General features: G+C 70.4%; 16 protein-coding genes. 9 read left to right on the top strand and 7 right to left on the bottom strand.

Annotated elements, in window-relative coordinates; all coding sequences use genetic code 11:
- Positions 1-10: 10 nt before the first annotated feature.
- Together G537_RS0131445 and G537_RS0131440 are read right to left on the bottom strand one after the other, a co-directional pair.
- A complete protein-coding gene (locus G537_RS0131445) occupies positions 11-688 on the bottom strand; it encodes a DUF6064 family protein (protein ID WP_026873417.1) in 678 nt (225 codons plus the stop codon).
- Positions 688-1,617 carry an aldo/keto reductase gene (locus G537_RS0131440; RefSeq protein ID WP_051249364.1) on the bottom strand — a complete coding sequence of 310 codons (930 nt, stop codon included), beginning with the start codon at positions 1,615-1,617 and terminating at the stop codon, positions 688-690. The genes G537_RS0131445 and G537_RS0131440 overlap by 1 nt, the downstream gene beginning before the upstream one ends.
- A 270-nt stretch (positions 1,618-1,887) precedes the next feature.
- Between G537_RS0131440 and G537_RS0131435 the strand changes: the two genes are divergently transcribed.
- Entirely contained in the window at positions 1,888-3,207 is a 1,320-nt protein-coding gene (locus G537_RS0131435; protein ID WP_211230572.1) for a P1 family peptidase, read from the top strand.
- A 14-nt stretch (positions 3,208-3,221) separates the two neighbouring features.
- Here G537_RS0131435 and G537_RS0131430 read toward each other — a convergent pair whose 3' ends face one another.
- Entirely contained in the window at positions 3,222-3,683 is a 462-nt protein-coding gene (locus G537_RS0131430; protein WP_026873414.1) for an MEKHLA domain-containing protein, read from the bottom strand.
- 188 nt (positions 3,684-3,871) lie between these two features.
- Here G537_RS0131430 and G537_RS41045 point away from each other — a divergent pair, with 188 nt between their 5' ends.
- The 3 genes from G537_RS41045 to metH all read left to right on the top strand — a co-directional run bounded on the left by G537_RS41045 (position 3,872) and on the right by metH (position 8,544).
- Entirely contained in the window at positions 3,872-4,459 is a 588-nt protein-coding gene (locus G537_RS41045; RefSeq protein WP_211230571.1) for a substrate-binding domain-containing protein, read from the top strand.
- A 41-nt stretch (positions 4,460-4,500) separates the two neighbouring features.
- Positions 4,501-4,653: a substrate-binding domain-containing protein gene (locus tag G537_RS45520; protein ID WP_211230570.1), complete on the top strand. Its 153-nt coding sequence runs from the start codon at positions 4,501-4,503 to the stop codon at positions 4,651-4,653.
- 123 nt (positions 4,654-4,776) lie between these two features.
- Positions 4,777-8,544, top strand: a complete 3,768-nt coding sequence (gene metH / locus G537_RS0131420) for a methionine synthase (RefSeq protein ID WP_026873413.1) — start codon at positions 4,777-4,779, stop codon at positions 8,542-8,544.
- A 7-nt stretch (positions 8,545-8,551) separates the two neighbouring features.
- Here the strand turns inward: metH and G537_RS0131415 are convergent, their stop codons facing one another.
- Positions 8,552-8,983, bottom strand: a complete 432-nt coding sequence (locus G537_RS0131415; RefSeq protein ID WP_155888863.1) for a TonB C-terminal domain-containing protein — start codon at positions 8,981-8,983, stop codon at positions 8,552-8,554.
- Between the two features lie 66 nt (positions 8,984-9,049).
- Positions 9,050-9,511, bottom strand: coding sequence for a MarR family transcriptional regulator (locus tag G537_RS0131410; RefSeq protein ID WP_034853564.1), 462 nt, complete (start codon positions 9,509-9,511; stop codon positions 9,050-9,052).
- A 113-nt stretch (positions 9,512-9,624) separates the two neighbouring features.
- On the opposite strand from G537_RS0131410, the gene G537_RS41040 reads away from it, so the two are divergent.
- The 5 genes from G537_RS41040 (at position 9,625) to G537_RS0131390 (ending at position 15,780) form a co-directional block, all read left to right on the top strand.
- Positions 9,625-11,031 (top strand): MFS transporter, encoded by a 1,407-nt coding sequence (locus G537_RS41040; RefSeq protein ID WP_064742250.1) that lies wholly within the window; start codon positions 9,625-9,627, stop codon positions 11,029-11,031.
- A 177-nt stretch (positions 11,032-11,208) separates the two neighbouring features.
- A complete protein-coding gene (locus G537_RS44100; RefSeq protein WP_155888861.1) occupies positions 11,209-11,505 on the top strand; it encodes a hypothetical protein in 297 nt (98 codons plus the stop codon).
- A 172-nt stretch (positions 11,506-11,677) separates the two neighbouring features.
- Entirely contained in the window at positions 11,678-13,540 is a 1,863-nt protein-coding gene (gene ilvD / locus G537_RS0131400) for a dihydroxy-acid dehydratase (RefSeq protein WP_026873410.1), read from the top strand.
- A gap of 149 nt (positions 13,541-13,689) precedes the next feature.
- A protein-coding gene (prfB, locus tag G537_RS0131395; protein ID WP_155888860.1) for a peptide chain release factor 2 occupies positions 13,690-14,812 on the top strand; the annotation gives its coding sequence in 2 pieces (ribosomal slippage) (positions 13,690-13,758 and positions 13,760-14,812; 1,122 coding nt in all).
- Positions 14,813-14,886: 74 nt separating this feature from the next.
- A complete protein-coding gene (locus tag G537_RS0131390) occupies positions 14,887-15,780 on the top strand; it encodes a TIGR01459 family HAD-type hydrolase (protein ID WP_026873408.1) in 894 nt (297 codons plus the stop codon).
- Between the two features lie 78 nt (positions 15,781-15,858).
- Here the strand turns inward: G537_RS0131390 and G537_RS41035 are convergent, their stop codons facing one another.
- Together G537_RS41035 and G537_RS41030 are read right to left on the bottom strand one after the other, a co-directional pair.
- Positions 15,859-16,206 carry a ribbon-helix-helix domain-containing protein gene (locus G537_RS41035; protein ID WP_081689173.1) on the bottom strand — a complete coding sequence of 116 codons (348 nt, stop codon included), beginning with the start codon at positions 16,204-16,206 and terminating at the stop codon, positions 15,859-15,861.
- Between the two features lie 137 nt (positions 16,207-16,343).
- A complete protein-coding gene (locus G537_RS41030; RefSeq protein ID WP_081689172.1) occupies positions 16,344-17,345 on the bottom strand; it encodes a cation diffusion facilitator family transporter in 1,002 nt (333 codons plus the stop codon).
- Positions 17,346-17,549: the final 204 nt, after the last annotated feature.

The raw sequence follows: 17,549 nt of genomic DNA, 5'->3' as shown, positions 1-17,549 counted from the left end.
GCTCACGCGGTCAGCCGGCGCGGGCCTTCAGCGACTGCCAGGCCGCAAGCGCAAGGGTCAGCAGCGCCGCGGCCGGCGCCACCCAGGCGTCCGGCGCCGACATCGCCCACAGCGTCGCCCCGGTGACGGCGCACCACAGCACCGGCAGGACCATCAGCCCCCAGCGCGCCGGCCCGGCCGCGGCCAGCAGGAGGCCGAGCGTGCCGATGGCGGTGGGGTCGGGGGCGACGCCGAAGATCTCGGCCTGCCGCCAGCCGCGGCCGAGCAGCGGCCCGATCGCGGGCTGGGCCGCCAGCGCGATCAGGAAGATGCCGATCCCGGCCCGGCCGGCGGGGCCGAGCCGCGACGGGGCGGAGAGGCGGTTGCCGATCACCCCGGCCCAGACCAGCAGCGCCGCCTGGGCCAGGAACGCGGCGGCGGCCCAGGGCGCGGCCCAGTTGATGGTGGCGTAGCGGTCGAGATGGAAAGCGATCGCGACCCAGGCCCAGCAGGCGGCCAGGATGGCCGCCGCCGCCGATCCCCCGAGCGGACCGCCGCGCCGCAGCAGCATCAGCGCCGCGAGGCCGAGCAGGACGGACGCGATCTGCGCCGGCCAGATCGCGGCGTTGTAGAGCTCGAACAGCCGGTAATAGGTCCGGGGCGAAAAGAGCAGGAAATCGGAGAGGCGATAGCTCCACCACTCCGACATCACAGCGCCTCGGCGTCGGCGGCCATCCGCCGGCGCATCGCCGCGTCCGGCATCGGGCCGCGAGCGGCGCCGAGGTTCTCGCGCATGTGATCCACGCGGGTGGTGGCCGGGATGGCGCAGGTGACGGCCGGGTGCGAGACGATGAACTTCAGCAGGATCTGGGCCCAGCTGCCGCAGCCGATCTCGCCGGCCCAGCCGGGCAGCGGCTCGCCCTCGACGTCGTGGATCAGGTCGCCCTGGCGGAACGGCCGGTTGACGATGACGCCGATGCCGCGGTCCTGGGCCAGCGGCAGGATGCGGTCCTCCACCTCGCGGTCGAGGATGTTGTAGGTGATCTGGACGAAGTCGATCGGCCGCTCCCGCATGATCCGCTCGATCTCCCCGTGCCGCCGCCCCTCGGAGGTGGTGATCCCGACATAGCGCAGCCGTCCCTCCGCCTTCATGGCGAAGAGCGTGTCGAGATGCGCCTCCCAGGCCAGCAGGTTGTGCACCTGCATCAGGTCGAAGCGGGGCACGCCCCAGAACCGGCGGGACTCCTCGATCTGCCCCGGCCCCTCGGCGCCGGAGGAGGTCCAGACCTTCTCGGCCGAGAACAGGCCGGGCGGCCGGCCCAGCTTGGCGAGGCCGTAGCCGATCACCGGCTGGGACGAGCCGTACATCGGCGAGGAGTCGATCATCCGGCCGCCCTCGGCGAAGAAGGCGCGCATCACCTCGGCGCAGTCGTCGCGCGCCTCCGGGTCGTCGCCGACATTGAAGGTGATCCAGGTGCCGAGCCCGACCACCGGCATCGCCTCGCCGGTCGACGGGATCGGCCGGGTGATCGGGGCCGCCTGCGCCGTCGCGGCCGGGACCGGCAGCAGCGGGGCGGCGCCGGATGCGGCGAGCGCGCCCAGCAGGGTGCGGCGGCTGAGGGTCGGGGATCGCGTCATCACCTGCCTCCGTCTGCGGCATCGCCCCATGAAGATGGGGTCAGACCGCCTCGGCGCCATACCCGGGCGGGAAGCAGACGAATGCCGAGTGTATAGCGGCGCCGTCACTATTTCCTTCCGGTCCCGGCGTTCCTGCGCCAGCATTTCTTCCTACACTGCCGCCGGCCGGCGGGTCACGGACAGGGGGACGGGATGGGGAGTCGACGGAACAATCCGAGATCGATCGGTAGCGCGTTGGGAGCATGCCTGGCCGCTGCGCTTCTTGCAGGCGTGGCGCTATCGGCGGCGGCCCAGGAAGCGCCGGCCCCGGTGCTGAACGCCGGCGACCGCGTGCTGCAGTTCGACTGGCCGGCCCTGCGGATCGGCACCGGCGAGTACGAGGAGGGGCCGACCGGCGTCACCGTGTTCCATTTCGACCGGCGGTCGCTGGCCGCGGTCGATGTCCGCGGCGGCGGGCCGGGCACCGTGAACACCGACTATCTGCGCCTGGGCTATGACGCGCCGGAGCTGGATGCCGTGGTGTTCGCCGGCGGGTCCTGGTACGGGCTCGAGGCCACCACCGCCGTCGCCTCGGCGCTGAAGGAGGACGGCGTCCGCGACGGGGACTGGACCAACCTGGCGCTGTCGGTCGGCGCCATCATCTACGATCTCGGCCCCCGCCGGCTGAACGAGATCCTGCCCGACAAGCGGCTGGCCCAGGCCGCCTTCCGTGCCGCCCGGCCCGGCGCCTTCCCGCTGGGCGCGCAGGGCGCCGGACGGCTGGCCAAGACCGGCAGCCTGTTCGGCTGCAACGCCTTCTCCGGCCAGGGCGGCGCCTTCCGCCAGATCGGCCAGGTCAAGATCGCCGCCTTCGCCGTGGTCAACGCCCTGGGCGTGGTGACGAGGCGCGACGGCACCGTGGCCGCCTGCTATCCCGATTCGGGCTGGCCCAGCCCGCTGCGCACCGAGGCGCTGATGGCGGGCTACCCGGCCAGCCGCCAGCCGGGCTGGACCGGCGCGCCGAACGCGGACGCGCCGGCGCGCAACACCACGGTCAGCCTGATCGTCACCAACCAGAAGCTGAAGCCGGCCGAGCTGCAGCGCCTGGCGATCCAGGTGCACGGCTCGATAGGCCGAGCGCTGCAGCCCTTCGCCACCGAATTCGACGGCGACGTGCTGTACGCCGTCTCGACCGGCGAGCTGGAGGACGAGAATGCGATGCTGCCGACGGTCGATCTCGGCGTCGTCGGCGGCGAGGTGATATGGGACGCGATCCTGGCCTCGGTGCCGGATCAGCCGAAGCCGGCGACGCCCGCCGACAAACCGGTGCTGCCGGCGGACAAGCTCGCGGGCCTGGCCGGCGACTACGTGTTCAGCCGCTTCGTGACGGTGACGGTGACTGCCGAGGGCGACCGGCTGTTCGCCCAGGCGACCGGCGAGCGCGCCGCCTTTGCCATCGGCCGCGAGGAGAGGACGGAGTTGAAGCCGGTCTCGGCCACCGACTTCATGGTGCCAGGGCGCTATCCCCTGACCCTGCGCTTCGAGGACTCCGGCCGGCTGGTGGTCAACCCCGGGCACTGGCAACAGATCGGGACTCGCCGAAGCGAGTAACGAGCGACGGCGCCCTAGATCTCCCGCCAGTCATGGAAGGCCGCGGCCTGGCCGCGCAGGGTGCCGGCCTCGTCGATCAGCTGCCAGACGGTCGCGTTCTCGATCCAGAAGCGGCGGCCGGACTTGGCGATGCGCTGGCCGCGGTAGTCGCCGATGAACCCGTCGCGGGTGACGGCGTCCAGCAGGCGCTGCCGTTCCGCCCGGTCCGGTGCCTCGGCCGAGAGGCGGGAGGGCAGCATCGTGAACTCGTCCCAGCCGTATTCGAAGCAGGCCTGGGCCGCCCGGTTGGCGTAGACGAAGCGGGGATCGGGGTCGGTGTTGTGCGCCAGCACGCAGAAGGGCGCGTCCTCGTACAGCCAGCGCGCCTGCGCCGCGGCATCGCCGCCGGCTTCCTCCGGCAGCAGCGGCGCGCCGACCAGCCGGGCGTGGCTGCCGGCCAGGAGGCGGAGGAAATCGGGATCGAGGGCCAGACTCATGCGGTGGTCTCGGAAGGCGTCGGGATTGAAGTCCGCGCAGAGTGGACGACCGGACGGTGACGCCGGCTGCGGCACAATGTCCGGGCCGTGCATGGCTGGCCTGCCGGATGGCGGACCGTAGTCCCAGGCGTTTTGCGGGACGATGCGGGGCGCAATCGGCCACGGGCCGCCCCCTGGGAGGATCGTCGATGACACGACCGTCACTTTTCGCCCGCGCCCTCGCCGCCCTGGTGCTGCTGATCGCCCTGCCCGCCGCCGCGGCCGAGTTGCAGGTCGTCAGCTCCGGCGGCTTCGCCGCCGCCTATCGCGTCCTGGCGCCGGAATACGAGCGCGCCAGCGGCGACTCGCTGAAGATCCACTGGGGCCCGTCGATGGGCGACACGCCGAACGCTGTGCCGGCGCGGCTGGCCCGCGGCGAGAAGCTGGATGTCGTGATCATGGTCGGCTATGCCCTCGACGACCTGATCAAACAGGGCAAGGTGCTGCCCGACAGCAAGGTCGTCCTCGCCCGCTCCAGCATCGGCATCGCGGTTAAGGCCGGTGCCCCGAAGCCGGACATCAGCTCGGCCGAGGCGGTGAAGCAGGCCCTTCTGGCCGCCAGATCGGTCGCCTATTCCGACAGCGCCAGCGGCGTCTACATCTCGACCAGGATGTTCCAGCGCCTGGGCATCGCCGAGCAGATGGCGGGCAAGGCCCGCAAGATCCCGGGCACGCCGGTCGGCGAGATCGTGGCGAAGGGCGAGGCCGAGATCGGCTCCAACAGATCGCCGAGCTGAAGCCGGTCGAGGGCATCGAGCTGGTCGGGCCGCTGCCGCCCGTGCTGCAGCAGGTGACGCTGTATTCCGCCGGCATCGTCGCCGGCTCGCACGATCCGGCGGCGGCGAAGAAGCTGCTCGATTTCCTCGCCTCCCCCGCCGCCGCCCCGGCCATCGCCGCCACCGGGCTGGAGCCGGTCGCGGCGGGCCGATAGTCGGGGCCGCGCCGCCACTCTCTTCGCGACATTTCCAGCTCGGTTGGCGACATCGGATGTTGATATAAAGATATCTTTATGTCATTACATAGGACCCCGACCCGGAACCACCGGCCGTTCGCCATGACCACGCGCGTCGATACCCTGGACATCGCCCTGGAGCCGGTCGACGGCGCCGAGGTTCTGGCCGCACTGACCGCGGCGGCGCGCGAGCGCGTGCTGATCCTGGATGGCGCCATGGGCACCCAGATCCAGGGGCTGGGCTTCGGCGAGGAGCATTTCCGCGGCCAGCACTTCGCCGGCTGCGACTGCCACCTGCAGGGCAACAACGACCTGCTGATCCTGACCCAGCCGGATGCGATCGAGGCGATCCATTTCGGCTATGCCGTCGCCGGCGCCGACATCCTCGAGACCAACACCTTCTCCTCCACCTCGATCGCCCAGGCCGATTACGGCATGGAGAAGGTGGTCTACGACCTGAACCGCGAGGGCGCGCGCCTCGCCCGCCGCGCCGCGGCCAAGGCCCGGTCGCTGGACGGCCGCCGCCGCTTCGTCGCCGGCGCGCTGGGGCCGACCAACCGCACCGCCTCGATCTCGCCGGACGTCAACAACCCGGGCTACCGCGCGGTCACCTTCGACCAGCTGCGCGACGCCTATGCCGAACAGGTGCGCGGCCTGGTCGACGGCGGCGCCGAGATCATCCTGATCGAGACCATCTTCGACACGCTGAACGCCAAGGCGGCGATCTTCGGCACCGAGTTGGTCTTTGCCGAGAAGGGCGTGCGGCTGCCGGTGATGATCTCCGGCACCATCACCGACCTGTCGGGCCGCACCCTGTCGGGCCAGACGCCGACCGCCTTCTGGCATTCGGTGCGGCACGCCCGGCCCTTCACCATCGGCCTGAACTGCGCGCTGGGCGCCAACGCCATGCGGGCGCATCTGGCCGAGATCGCCGAGGCCGCCGACACCTTCGTCTGTGCCTATCCCAATGCCGGCCTGCCGAACGAGTTCGGCCAGTATGACGAGACGCCGGAGGCGATGGCCGCCCAGATCCGCGGCTTCGCCGAGGAAGGGCTGGTCAACATCGTCGGCGGCTGCTGTGGTTCCACCCCCGACCACATCCGCGCCATCGCCGATGCGGTGGCGGACCTGCCGCCGCGCCAGGTGCCGACGGTCGAGCCGCTGATGCGGCTGTCCGGCCTGGAGCCGTTCACGCTCACCGCCGACATCCCCTTCGTCAATGTCGGCGAGCGCACCAACGTCACCGGCTCGGCCCGGTTCCGCAAGCTGATCACCGCCGGCGACTACGCCGCGGCGCTGGAGGTGGCGCGCGACCAAGTGGCCAACGGCGCCCAGGTCATCGACATCAACATGGACGAGGGCCTGATCGATTCCGAGAAGGCCATGGTCGAGTTCCTGAACCTGGTCGCGGCCGAGCCCGACATCGCCCGCGTGCCGGTGATGATCGACAGCTCGAAGTTCTCGGTGATCGAGGCCGGGCTGAAATGCGTGCAGGGCAAGGCCCTGGTCAACTCGATCTCGATGAAGGAGGGCGAGGAGGCCTTCCTGCACCACGCCCGGCTGGTGCGGTCCTACGGCGCCGCCGTGGTGGTCATGGCCTTCGACGAGGCCGGCCAGGCCGACACGCTGGAGCGCAAGGTCGAGATCTGCGCCCGCGCCTACAGGCTGCTGACCGAGGAGGCCGGCTTCCCGCCCGAGGACATCGTCTTCGATCCCAACATCTTCGCGGTCGCGACCGGGATCGAGGAGCACAACGGCTACGGCGTCGCCTTCATCGAGGCGACGCGGCGGATCCGCCGGACCCTGCCGCACGCCCATGTCTCGGGCGGCGTCTCCAACCTCTCCTTCTCCTTCCGCGGCAATGAGCCGGTGCGGGAGGCGATGCACGCGGTGTTCCTGTACCACGCCATCCAGGCCGGCATGGACATGGGCATCGTCAATGCCGGGCAGCTGGCGGTCTACGAATCGATCGAGCCGGAGCTGCGAGAGGCCTGCGAGGACGTGGTCCTCAACCGCCGCGACGACGCCACCGAGCGCCTCCTGGCCCTGGCCGAGCGCTTCAAGGGCGGCGGCCGCGAGGCGAAGGAAAAGGACCTGTCCTGGCGCCAGCAGCCGGTCGGCAAGCGGCTGGAGCATGCGCTGGTCAACGGCATCACCGAGTTCATCGAGGCCGATGTCGAGGAGGCGCGCCAGGCGGCCGAGCGGCCGCTGCACGTGATCGAAGGCCCGCTGATGGCCGGCATGAACGTGGTCGGCGACCTGTTCGGCGCCGGCAAGATGTTCCTGCCCCAGGTGGTGAAGTCGGCCCGGGTGATGAAGCAGGCCGTGGCCTATCTGCTGCCCTATATGGAGGCCGAGAAGGCGGCCAATGGCGGCGGCGAGCGGCGCAGCGCCGGCAAGATCCTGATGGCGACCGTCAAGGGCGACGTGCACGACATCGGCAAGAACATCGTCGGCGTCGTCCTGGCCTGCAACAACTACGAGATCATCGATCTCGGCGTCATGGTGCCGGCGACCAAGATCCTGGAGACGGCGAAGGCCGAGAAGGTCGACATCATCGGCCTGTCCGGGCTGATCACCCCGTCGCTGGACGAGATGGCGCATGTGGCGGCGGAGATGGAGCGCGAGGGCTTCGACATCCCGCTGCTGATCGGCGGCGCCACCACCAGCCGGGTGCACACCGCGGTGAAGATCCATCCGCGCTACGCCCGCGGTCAGACCGTCTATGTCAACGACGCCAGCCGCGCGGTCGGCGTGGTGTCCAGCCTGCTGTCGCCGGAGACGCGCGACGGCTATGTCGAGAATGTGCGCGCCGAATACCGCAAGGTGGCCGAGGGCCATGCCAGGGCCGAGGCGGAGAAGCAGCGCCTGCCGCTGGCCCAGGCACGGGCCAGCGCCTTCCGGCCGGACTGGGCGGCCTACGACCCGCCGAAGCCCGGCTTCCTTGGCACCCGGGTGTTCGAGGATTACGATCTGGGCGAGCTGGCGCGCTACATCGACTGGACGCCGTTCTTCCAGACCTGGGAGCTGAAGGGCCGCTACCCGGCGATCCTGCAGGACGAGAAGCAGGGCCCGGCGGCGCGGCAGCTGTTCCAGGACGCCCAGGCGATGCTGGCCCGCATCGTCGAGGAGCGCTGGTTCAAGCCCAAGGCGGTGATCGGCTTCTGGCCCGCCGCAGCCGTCGGCGACGACATCCGCCTGTTCACCGACGACGGCCGGCAGACGGAACTGGCCACCTTCTTCACCCTGCGGCAGCAGCTGTCCAAACGCGACGGCCGGCCGCGGCTGGCCCTGGCCGATTTCGTGGCGCCGGCCGGGAGCGGCAGGCCCGACTATCTCGGCGGCTTCGTCGTCACCGCCGGGATCGAAGAGGAGGCGATCGCCAATCGCTTCGCCCGCGCCAATGACGACTATTCCTCGATCCTGGTGAAGGCGCTGGCCGACCGCATCGCCGAGGCCTTCGCCGAAGCCATGCACCAGCGCGTGCGCCGCGAGTTCTGGGGTTACGCCCCGGACGAGGCCTTCACGCCGGAGGAGCTGATCGGCGAGCCCTATCGCGGCATCCGCCCGGCCCCGGGCTATCCGGCCCAGCCGGACCACACCGAGAAGGTGACGCTGTTCCGGCTGCTGGACGCCGAGGCGCGGATCGGCGTGCGCCTGACCGAGAGCTACGCCATGTGGCCGGGCTCATCGGTCTCCGGCCTCTATCTGGCGCATCCGGACTCCTACTATTTCGGCGTCGCCAAGGTGGAGCGCGACCAGGTCGAGGACTATGCCCGCCGCAAGGGCATGCCGGTGGCCGAGGTCGAGCGCTGGCTAGGCCCCATCCTGAACTACACCCCCGCCCCGCTGGTTGAGGCGGCGGAGTAGGACGGCCTCAGCAATCCATGTCCGCGGACGACAGGGGGATGAACCGGTTCGAGCGACAGAGCCTGTCGCTGTAGGTCAGCCCCACCGTCGCCGTCACCGGGGTCTGCACCCCGGGCGGAGGCGGCGGAAGCGGCGACCGGGACCTGAACGCCTGAATGATGTGCATCTCGAACGGCAGGTCCGGGCGCGGGCGGACCTTCACCGAGCTGATCTCGCCATCCGCCTCGATCAGCAGCGTCACCTTGAAGCGCTGCAGTTTCTGCCCGGGCTTGGCCGGCTCCGCCGGCTCCTCCGGCCCGAAGGTCGCGGCCACGCGCTCCAGATAGGCCCTGGTCGCGGGGTCCTGCGGCATCGCCGCCGCCTCTCCGTCCGGTTCCCCGGACGACACGCAGCCCGAGAGCAACAGGGCGGCAAGGCCCGACCGATCCACCGCATCCACGACACTCCCCCCAGAGCGATGCTTCGCTTCTGCAACGGCCGGGCGGATGCTGTCAAATGAGACCGATCACGACTCCGGCTGATACTCCGCCAGGCGCTGCAGCAGGGCGCCGGCCGCGATCAGCTGCGCCCGCTCCTCCGCCGTCAGGCAGGCCGCCGCCGCTTCGGCCATCCAGGCCTCGCGGCGGCTGCGGTTGGCCAGCACCGCCTGCGCGCCGGCATCGGTGATCACGACATGCAGCCGGCGGCGGTCGCCGGCATCGGCCTCGCGCCGGACCATCCCGTCCTTCTCCAGCCCGCGCAGCAGGGCCGCGACGTTGGACGAGCGCAGCCCCTCGACCGTGGCGAGTTCGGTCGGGCTGGCCGTGCCGCCCAGCCGCAGCAACGCCGCCAGCAGCATCAGCTTCGACAGCGGGATGTCCCCGCCGTCGGATTCGCGCCGCAGCCGCCGCAGCAGCGCCATCAGCTGCAGCCGGAAGGCGCCGAGCTGCTCTCGCTCGGTCGGGGAGATCTGGTCCGGGTCGATCATTTTGCTATTCTGATATAGCTAAAACGCCATAGCCATTCGAGACGGCCGGTTCCAGGATGATGCCATGGACGGCGGGCGCCGCGGCTCCCGTCGTGAAATGCGAGGTCTCGCCCGTGTCCTCCCTGCCCGACGGCCTGCCCCTGCCCCGCCGCAGATGGGCCTTCGCCACCGTGGTGCTCGGCATCATGCTCGCCGTGCTCGACGGCTCCGTCGCCAATGTGGCGCTGCCCACGATCGCGGCGGAATTCCGGGCCAGCCCGTCGATGTCGATCTGGATCGTCAACGCCTATCAGCTGGCGGTGGTGGTCTCGCTGCTGCCGCTGGCGGGGCTGGGCGAGATCGTCGGCTACCGCCGGATCTATGTCGGCGGCCTCGCCCTGTTCACCATCGCCTCGCTGGCCTGCGCCCTGTCGGACTCGCTGCTGGCGCTGACCCTCTCCCGCGTCGCCCAGGGCTTCGGCGCCGCCGGGATCATGAGCGTCAACACCGCGCTGATCCGCTACATCTTCCCGCGCGCCCGGCTGGGCCATGTGCTGGGCGTCAACGCCATGATCGCGGCCAGCGCCTCCACCATCGGCCCCAGCTTCGCCGGCGCCCTGCTGTCGATCGCCTCCTGGCCCTGGCTGTTCGCGATCAACCTGCCGCTCGGCATCGCCGCGATCCTCATCGGCAGCCGCAACCTGCCGGAGAGCGACCTGGCCGACCGGCGCTTCGACCTGCTGAGCGCCCTCCTCTCCGCCGCCACCTTCGGCCTGCTGATCACCGGGATCGACAGCATCGCCCATGCGCTCGACTGGCCGCTGATCGCGCTGCAGTTCGGCCTGTGCCTCGTCGCGGGCCTCTGGCTGGTCCGGCGGCAGCTGGCCCAGGCCACGCCGCTGCTGCCGCTGGACCTGCTGCGCATTCCGGTGGTCGGACTGTCGGTCGCCACCTCGATCAGCTCCTTCGCGGCGCAGATGGCGGCCTTCGTCACGCTGCCCTTCCTGCTGCAGACCGGCTATGGCTTCACCCCGGCCGAGGTCGGAATGCTGATGATTCCCTGGCCGCTGGCGGTGGCGGTCACCGCACCCTTCGCCGGCCGCCTGGCCGACCGGCATCCGCCCGGCGTCCTGGGCGGCATCGGCCTCGCCCTCATGGCCGTCGGCCTGGTGCTGCTGGCGACCCTGCCGGAGGATCCCTCCCCCTTCGGCGTGGTCTGGCGCATGGCGCTGTGCGGCGCCGGCTTCGGCCTGTTCCAGTCGCCCAACAACCGGGTGATGATCGGGTCGGCCCCGCGCAGCCGCAGCGGCGCCGCCAGCGGCATGCTGGGCACCGCCCGCCTGCTGGGCCAGGCCACCGGCGCGGCGCTGGTGGCGCTGCTGTTCGCGCATTTCCCCGATCATGGCAGCCAGGTCGCGCTGCTGACCGCGGCCGGGCTGGCGACCGCCGCCACGGTGGTCAGCTGCCTGCGCCTGGCCGCCCCGGCCTACGCCGCCGACGACCCGGCGCCCGGCCCCGAAGGGGCGCGATCGACGCGATAGAGACGGACTGACAGGAACGGCGCCCGCGACTTCACTCTTGCTAACGCCTCAACGACGACATCCGACTACCTTTAGGGCCAATGGCCGGGCGTGTTACAATATCTTGCTATTAATGGAGAGCGAGATGGCAGTTCCCGACTCTGAGAAATTGCCAGGCCCCAGCCCTTGGCGTTGCAAGTGCTGATCAACCTGTATCACGAGCTCTCGCCTTCGGCACATCTTTCGCACCGGCCATCTCGCACCATCGCCCGTCTAATTCAGGACGAATTGACGGGCCGGGGCTTTTGCGTGGGCGATGGAGAAAACCTTGTCCTGACCGATCTGGGGCGGAGGATTGTCGAAGACGTACTGTCCCGCTCATCTGCCCCAAGTGGAAAGGTCCGCAATGGCGTTCCGTTGCTGCCTGTGACTGGCAATGCCGCACCGGTCACCTCGGAACTGGTAAAGCGATTGCAGGGTGATTTGCTGGAGTGACGTCGCGCTTATAGACCCGACGCGCGGGAGCGTTGCGTCCGCCGCCCTTGCGCCGCGGGCGGGAATGGCGTTCTTTCTGGATTGGACGTTTCCGACGGGCGCCGCGGTTCTTTTCTGATCGCCGCAGGCATCCGGCCGACCGAAAGTGACCCGAGCAGCACGGACCCGATCAATGCCAGCCTATCGTTCCCGCACCACAACCCACGGCCGCAACATGGCCGGAGCCCGCGGGCTCTGGCGCGCGACCGGCATGACGGATGCGGATTTCGGCAAGCCGATCATCGCCGTCGTCAACTCCTTCACCCAATTCGTGCCCGGCCATGTCCACCTCAAGGACCTCGGCCAGTTGGTGGCGCGGGAGATCGAGGCCGCGGGCGGGGTCGCCAAGGAGTTCAACACCATCGCCGTCGACGACGGCATCGCCATGGGCCATGACGGCATGCTGTACAGCCTGCCGTCGCGCGAGATCATCGCCGACAGCGTCGAGTACATGGTCAACGCGCATTGCGCCGACGGCATGGTCTGCATCTCGAACTGCGACAAGATCACGCCGGGTATGCTGATGGCGGCGATGCGGCTGAACATCCCGGTGGTGTTCGTGTCCGGCGGGCCGATGGAGGCCGGCAAGGTCAAGCTGCACGGCGAGGCCAAGGCGCTGGACCTGGTCGACGCCATGGTCGCCGCCGCCGACAGCCGGATCAGCGACGAGGACGTGAAGGTGATCGAGCGGTCGGCCTGCCCGACCTGCGGCTCCTGCTCCGGCATGTTCACCGCCAATTCGATGAACTGCCTGACCGAGGCGCTGGGCTTGGCGCTGCCGGGCAACGGCTCCACCCTCGCCACCCATGCCGACCGCAAGCGCCTGTTCGTCGAGGCCGGGCACCTGATCGTCGACCTGGTGAAGCGCTACTACGAGCAGAACGACGAATCGGTGCTGCCGCGCCGCATCGCCACCTTCGACGCCTTCGAGAACGCGATGACGCTCGACATCGCCATGGGCGGGTCGACCAACACCGTGCTGCACCTGCTGGCGGCGGCGCAGGAGGGCGGGGTCGACTTCACCATGGCCGACATCGACCGCCTGTCGCGCCGGGTGCCGGTGCTGTGCAAGGTCGCGCCCGCGGTGCCGAACGTGCATATGGAGGACGTCCACCGCGCCGGCGGCATCATGGCGATCCTGGGCGAGCTGGACCGCGCCGGCCTCCTGCACCGCGACACCCGCACGGTCCATGCCGAGAGCCTGGCCGCCGCGCTGGACCGCTGGGACATCAAGCGCACCGACAGCGAGTCGGTCCACACCTTCTACCGCGCGGCGCCGGGCGGCATCCCGACCCAGGTCGCCTTCAGCCAGGACGCGCGGTACCCGAGCGTCGACGACGACCGCAAGCGCGGCACCATCCGCGACCTCGAGCACGCCTTCAGCCCGGATGGCGGCCTGGCGGTGCTGTACGGCAACATCGCCGAGGATGGCTGCGTGGTGAAGACCGCCGGCGTCGACGCCAGCATCCTGACCTTCTCCGGCCCGGCCCGGATCTTCGAGAGCCAGGACGCGGCGGTCGACGGCATCCTGGGCGGCCGGATCCAGCCCGGCGACGTGGTGCTGATCCGCTACGAAGGCCCGCGCGGCGGCCCCGGCATGCAGGAGATGCTGTACCCCACCAGCTATCTGAAGTCGAAAGGGCTGGGCAAGGTCTGCGCCCTGGTCACCGATGGCCGCTTCTCCGGCGGCTCCTCCGGCCTGTCGATCGGCCATGTCTCGCCCGAGGCGGCGGAAGGCGGCGCCATCGCCCTGGTCGAGGAGGGCGACACGATCGAGATCGATATCCCCGGCCGCCGGATCCACCTCGCCGTCTCCGAGGAGGAGCTGGCGCGGCGGCGGGCGGCGATGAACGCCCGCGCCGACGGCGGGTGGAAGCCGGCGGCGCCGCGCGCGCGAAAAGTCTCGGCGGCGCTGCAGGCCTATGCGGCGCTGACCACCAGCGCCTCCCGCGGCGCGGTGCGCGACGTCGGCCAGCTGCGGCCGCGCCAGGCCTGAGGAACGGGGCCGCGGTACGATCTTTTCCGCCCGCGGCCTTTACCTCACGGCCGATCCGTCCTACATCCCCCGTTCGCGTCTGCGGCCCCGCCCTGCGGCGGGCCGGAGGCACCGAGATCTGTGAACGGAATTCGAGAGGAACGCACGCCATGCGTGCCGAGACCGAAGCCAAGGCCCAAGAGATCAAGCAGTCGCTCGCGCTGCTGAGGAGGTCTCTTTGACTGGGATAACGCCGTCAGACGACTGGACGAGCTGAACGCGCTCGCCGAGGACCCGAAGCTCTGGGACAACCCGGAGAAGGCGCAGACCCTGCTGCGCGAGCGCACCCATCTGGACAACGCCATCACCGGCTACAAGGCGCTGGCGGGCGAGTTCGACGACACCATCGGCCTGATCGAGCTGGCCGAGGCCGAGGACGACGCCGAGGTTCTGGCCGATGCCGAGGCGCAGCTGGGCCAGCTGGCCGAGCGGGTGGCGAAGAAGCAGCTGGAGAGCCTGCTGGCCGGCGAGGCCGACGGCAACGACTGCTATCTCGAGGTCAATGCCGGCGCCGGCGGCACCGAGGCCCAGGACTGGGGCCAGATGCTGCTGCGCATGTATGTGCGCTGGGCCGAGCAGCACGGCTTCAAGGTCGAGTGGCTGGAGGAGAGCCCGGGCGAAGAGGCCGGGATCAAGTCGGCCACGGTGCTGATCAAGGGCCACAACGCCTATGGCTGGCTGAAGACCGAATCGGGCGTGCACCGCCTGGTCCGGATCAGCCCCTTCGACAGCGCGGCGCGGCGGCACACCAGCTTCGCCTCGGTCGCCGTCTCTCCGGTGATCGACGATTCGATCGACATCACGATCGACGAGAAGGACCTGAAGGTCGACACCTACCGGTCCTCGGGCGCGGGCGGCCAGCACGTCAACAAGACGGAATCGGCGATCCGCATCACCCATATCCCGACCGGGATCATCGTCGCCTGCCAGAACGACCGGTCGCAGCACCGCAACCGGGCCATGGCTATGGACATGCTGCGCGCCCGCCTCTACGAGCGCGAGCTGCAGCTGCGCGAGGCCCAGGCCGAGGCGCTGCAGGCGGAGAAGACCGACATCGGCTGGGGCCACCAGATCCGCAGCTACGTGCTGCAGCCCTACCAGATGGTGAAGGACCTGCGCACCGGCGTGGAGACCAGCGCCTCCGCCTCGGTTCTGGACGGCGACATCGACCAGTTCCTGGAGGCCTCGCTGGCGGCGAAGCTGAAGGGCCAGGGCGAAGAGCTGACGGCCTGAGCACGGGCGGCGCCGGTGGCGCCGCCCCACCCGCCATGGCACAAGACCGGAATGGGACCAACAGGCCTGCACGGATGACCGACAGCATTCCGATCCTCGACGGCATCGCCACGATCCGCGACCGCTACGACGCCTTCATCGTCGACCTCTGGGGCGTGGTGCATGACGGGGTCACGCCCTATCCCGGCGTGGTCGACTGCCTGCAGCGGCTGCGCGCCGAGGGCAAGCAGGTGTGCCTCCTGTCGAACGCACCGCGGCGGGTCGGGTCGGTGACGCAGCGCCTGGCCCAGATCGGCGTGCCGGAGGATTGCTGGGACGCCATCCTGTCCTCGGGCGAGGCGGCGCATCTGGCGCTGGTGGCGCGCGACGACGACTTCCACCAGGCGCTGGGCGAGCGCTTCCTGCATCTCGGGCCCGAGCGGGACGCCGACGTCTATGAGGGCGTCGACGACATCGTCCGCGTCGACGACCTGGCCGAGGCCGAGTTCGTGCTGAACACCGGCATCGACGACCCGGAGGAGCGGGTCGAGGACCACGCCCCGCTGCTGGAGGCCGCGGCGGCGCGCAGCCTGCCGATGATCTGCGCCAACCCGGACATCGTCGTCATCGTCGGCGGCCGGATGCAGATCTGCGCCGGGGCCCTGGCCCAGCATTACGAGACGCTGGGCGGGCAGGTGTTCTACCACGGCAAGCCGCATCCGCCGGTCTATCGCCGCTGCTTCGAGCTGCTGGGCCGGCCCGATCCGGCGCGGGTGCTGGCGGTCGGCGACAGCTTCCACACCGACATCGCCGGCGCCGCCGCGGCCGGGATCGACGGGCTGTTCGTGATCGGCGGCATCCACGGCGCCGAGCTGCGCGACGGGGCCACCGGCCGGCCGGACGCGCACAAGCTCGCCGCCGCGGCCGAACGGCACCGGCTGCGGCCAGTCGCGGCCGTCGAAAGGCTGAACTGGGACGGTCTCGCCTGAGATGGCGCAGCTCGGGTTCGCGGCAGCGAATCCGAGCTACACACGCACCCCGATCACCTGTTCAAGCGAACCCGCCCTCTACGCCCTGGCGCCGACGACGCCCTCCAGCGCCGCGGTCAGCAGCGCCGGCGGGGTCTGGACCGAGGCGTGGGCCGGCGGCTGCACCGTCGCCGGGCGGCGCGTCAGCTCGCGGAAATAGCACAGGACGAAGACCCTGAGCGCCCCGGTCAGGCCGCTGCCCCTGCGGGCGGCGTCGATGCGGGTGCAGATCTCGTTCAGGCCGATCTGCTCACGGGCGCAGATCTCCATCAGCCCGTCCCAGAACACGACCTCCATGCGGACGCTGGTTCGCCGTCCGGCGACCGTCACGTTGCGGCAGATCGACATCGGGTCCGCATCGCGGGCGAGAGCTCCAGTATGACCCATCGTCACCTTTCCGGGCCCGCAGCCCCGGAAGCCGGGCCATGGGCGACATCAAATACACTGGATTATGTTGAATAATTACCGCTTCCGGGCAAAAAGGTGAACTGGCGATTGCGCTTTTCCGCTCCGGCCCGTGTCGCTTAGTGTCGCGGCGCGTGCGCGACATCGGCGCAGATCTCGAATTCCGCCTGCACCGTGGCGTGGTCGATGCCGAAGCGGTCGCGCAGCAGCCGGGTCACCGCGCCGATCGCCTGGTCGGAATCGGCGCCTTCGCGCAGCCGGGCGTGCAGGGTCACGATCGGCCGGCCCGGCGTCAGGGTCCAGGCATGGACGTGGTGCACGTCGATCACCGCCGGCACCCCGGCCAGGATCGCCGCGGTCAGCGCCGCCTCGTCGATCCCGCCGGGCGTGCCTTCGACCAGCACATGGCCGGATTCGCGCAGGATCGCCCAGGCGCTGCGCAGGACCAGCAGCGACACCAGCACCGACAGGATCGGATCGATCGGCGTCCAGCCGGTCAGGAGGATGACCGCGCCGGCGGCGAGCGCGCCGATCGAGCCGAGCAGGTCGCCCATGACGTGCAGCGCGGCGCCGCGGAGGTTCAAATTCGTCCGGTCGCCGCCCTGCAGCACCCGGTAGGCGACAAGGTTGGCGACGAGGCCGGCGGCGGCGATGCCCATCATCAGCCCGCCTTCGACCGGCGCCGGCGCGGCCAGGCGGCCGGCGGCCTCGACCACGATGGCGACCACCACCGCCAGCAGCACGATGCCGTTGGCGAAGGCGGCCAGCACCTGCACCCGGCCGTAGCCGTAGCTGCGCCGGGCGTCGCGCGGACGCCGCGCCATCCGCGCCGCCAGCCAGGCCAGCGCCAGCGCCGCCGCATCGGTCAGCATGTGCCCGGCATCGGCCAGGAGCGCGAGGGAATTGGCGATCCAGCCGCCGGCCGCCTCGAGCAGCATGAAGCCGGCAGTGATCGCCAAAGCGGCCAGCAGGCGCCGCTCACCATCCGCCCCCTCCGGCATCCCGTGGTGATGCCCGGGGTGATGGTCGTGGCCCGGCCCGTGGCCGTGCGCCGCGTGGCCGCGCCCGGCTGCGGATCCGTGCGTGTGCGGCGCCTCTCCGGGCGGATGGTCGTGCTGCATTCCGGCTCTCCGGAGGATGCGAATCGTTCGCGGCAGTCTACATCCGGCACCAAAGCATCAAAAACCCGCCCGGAATGCCGGTTGCACACCCCCAACCGCTATGTTAGATGACGGCGCGCCGAGCGGAAGGGGTGGGCCTCGGACAATATCTTGTTGTGCGATCGAGCCCCCCGAACACTCGGCGGTCGTGGCCTCCTGCCACGA

Origin of the sequence: Inquilinus limosus DSM 16000 (genome assembly GCF_000423185.1) — a bacterium.
GTDB classification, from domain to species: Bacteria; Pseudomonadota; Alphaproteobacteria; order DSM-16000; family Inquilinaceae; genus Inquilinus; species Inquilinus limosus.
Note: the sequence above shows the minus strand (reverse complement) of the source record. Positions and strands in the feature narration are given on the sequence as shown.

Bases quoted from the DNA above. Each gene is read 5' to 3' on its own strand.
- G537_RS0131390 (WP_026873408.1), top strand. From the start codon at position 14,887: ATGACCGACAGCATTCCGATCCTCGACGGCATCGCCACGATCCGCGAC.
- G537_RS0131440 (WP_051249364.1), bottom strand. From the start codon at position 1,617: ATGACGCGATCCCCGACCCTCAGCCGCCGCACCCTGCTGGGCGCGCTC.
- G537_RS41030 (WP_081689172.1), bottom strand. From the start codon at position 17,345: ATGCAGCACGACCATCCGCCCGGAGAGGCGCCGCACACGCACGGATCC.
- G537_RS0131430 (WP_026873414.1), bottom strand. From the start codon at position 3,683: ATGAGTCTGGCCCTCGATCCCGATTTCCTCCGCCTCCTGGCCGGCAGC.
- G537_RS0131410 (WP_034853564.1), bottom strand. From the start codon at position 9,511: ATGATCGACCCGGACCAGATCTCCCCGACCGAGCGAGAGCAGCTCGGC.
- G537_RS41035 (WP_081689173.1), bottom strand. From the start codon at position 16,206: ATGGGTCATACTGGAGCTCTCGCCCGCGATGCGGACCCGATGTCGATC.
- ilvD (WP_026873410.1), top strand. From the start codon at position 11,678: ATGCCAGCCTATCGTTCCCGCACCACAACCCACGGCCGCAACATGGCC.
- G537_RS0131445 (WP_026873417.1), bottom strand. From the start codon at position 688: ATGTCGGAGTGGTGGAGCTATCGCCTCTCCGATTTCCTGCTCTTTTCG.
- G537_RS41045 (WP_211230571.1), top strand. From the start codon at position 3,872: ATGACACGACCGTCACTTTTCGCCCGCGCCCTCGCCGCCCTGGTGCTG.
- metH (WP_026873413.1), top strand. From the start codon at position 4,777: ATGACCACGCGCGTCGATACCCTGGACATCGCCCTGGAGCCGGTCGAC.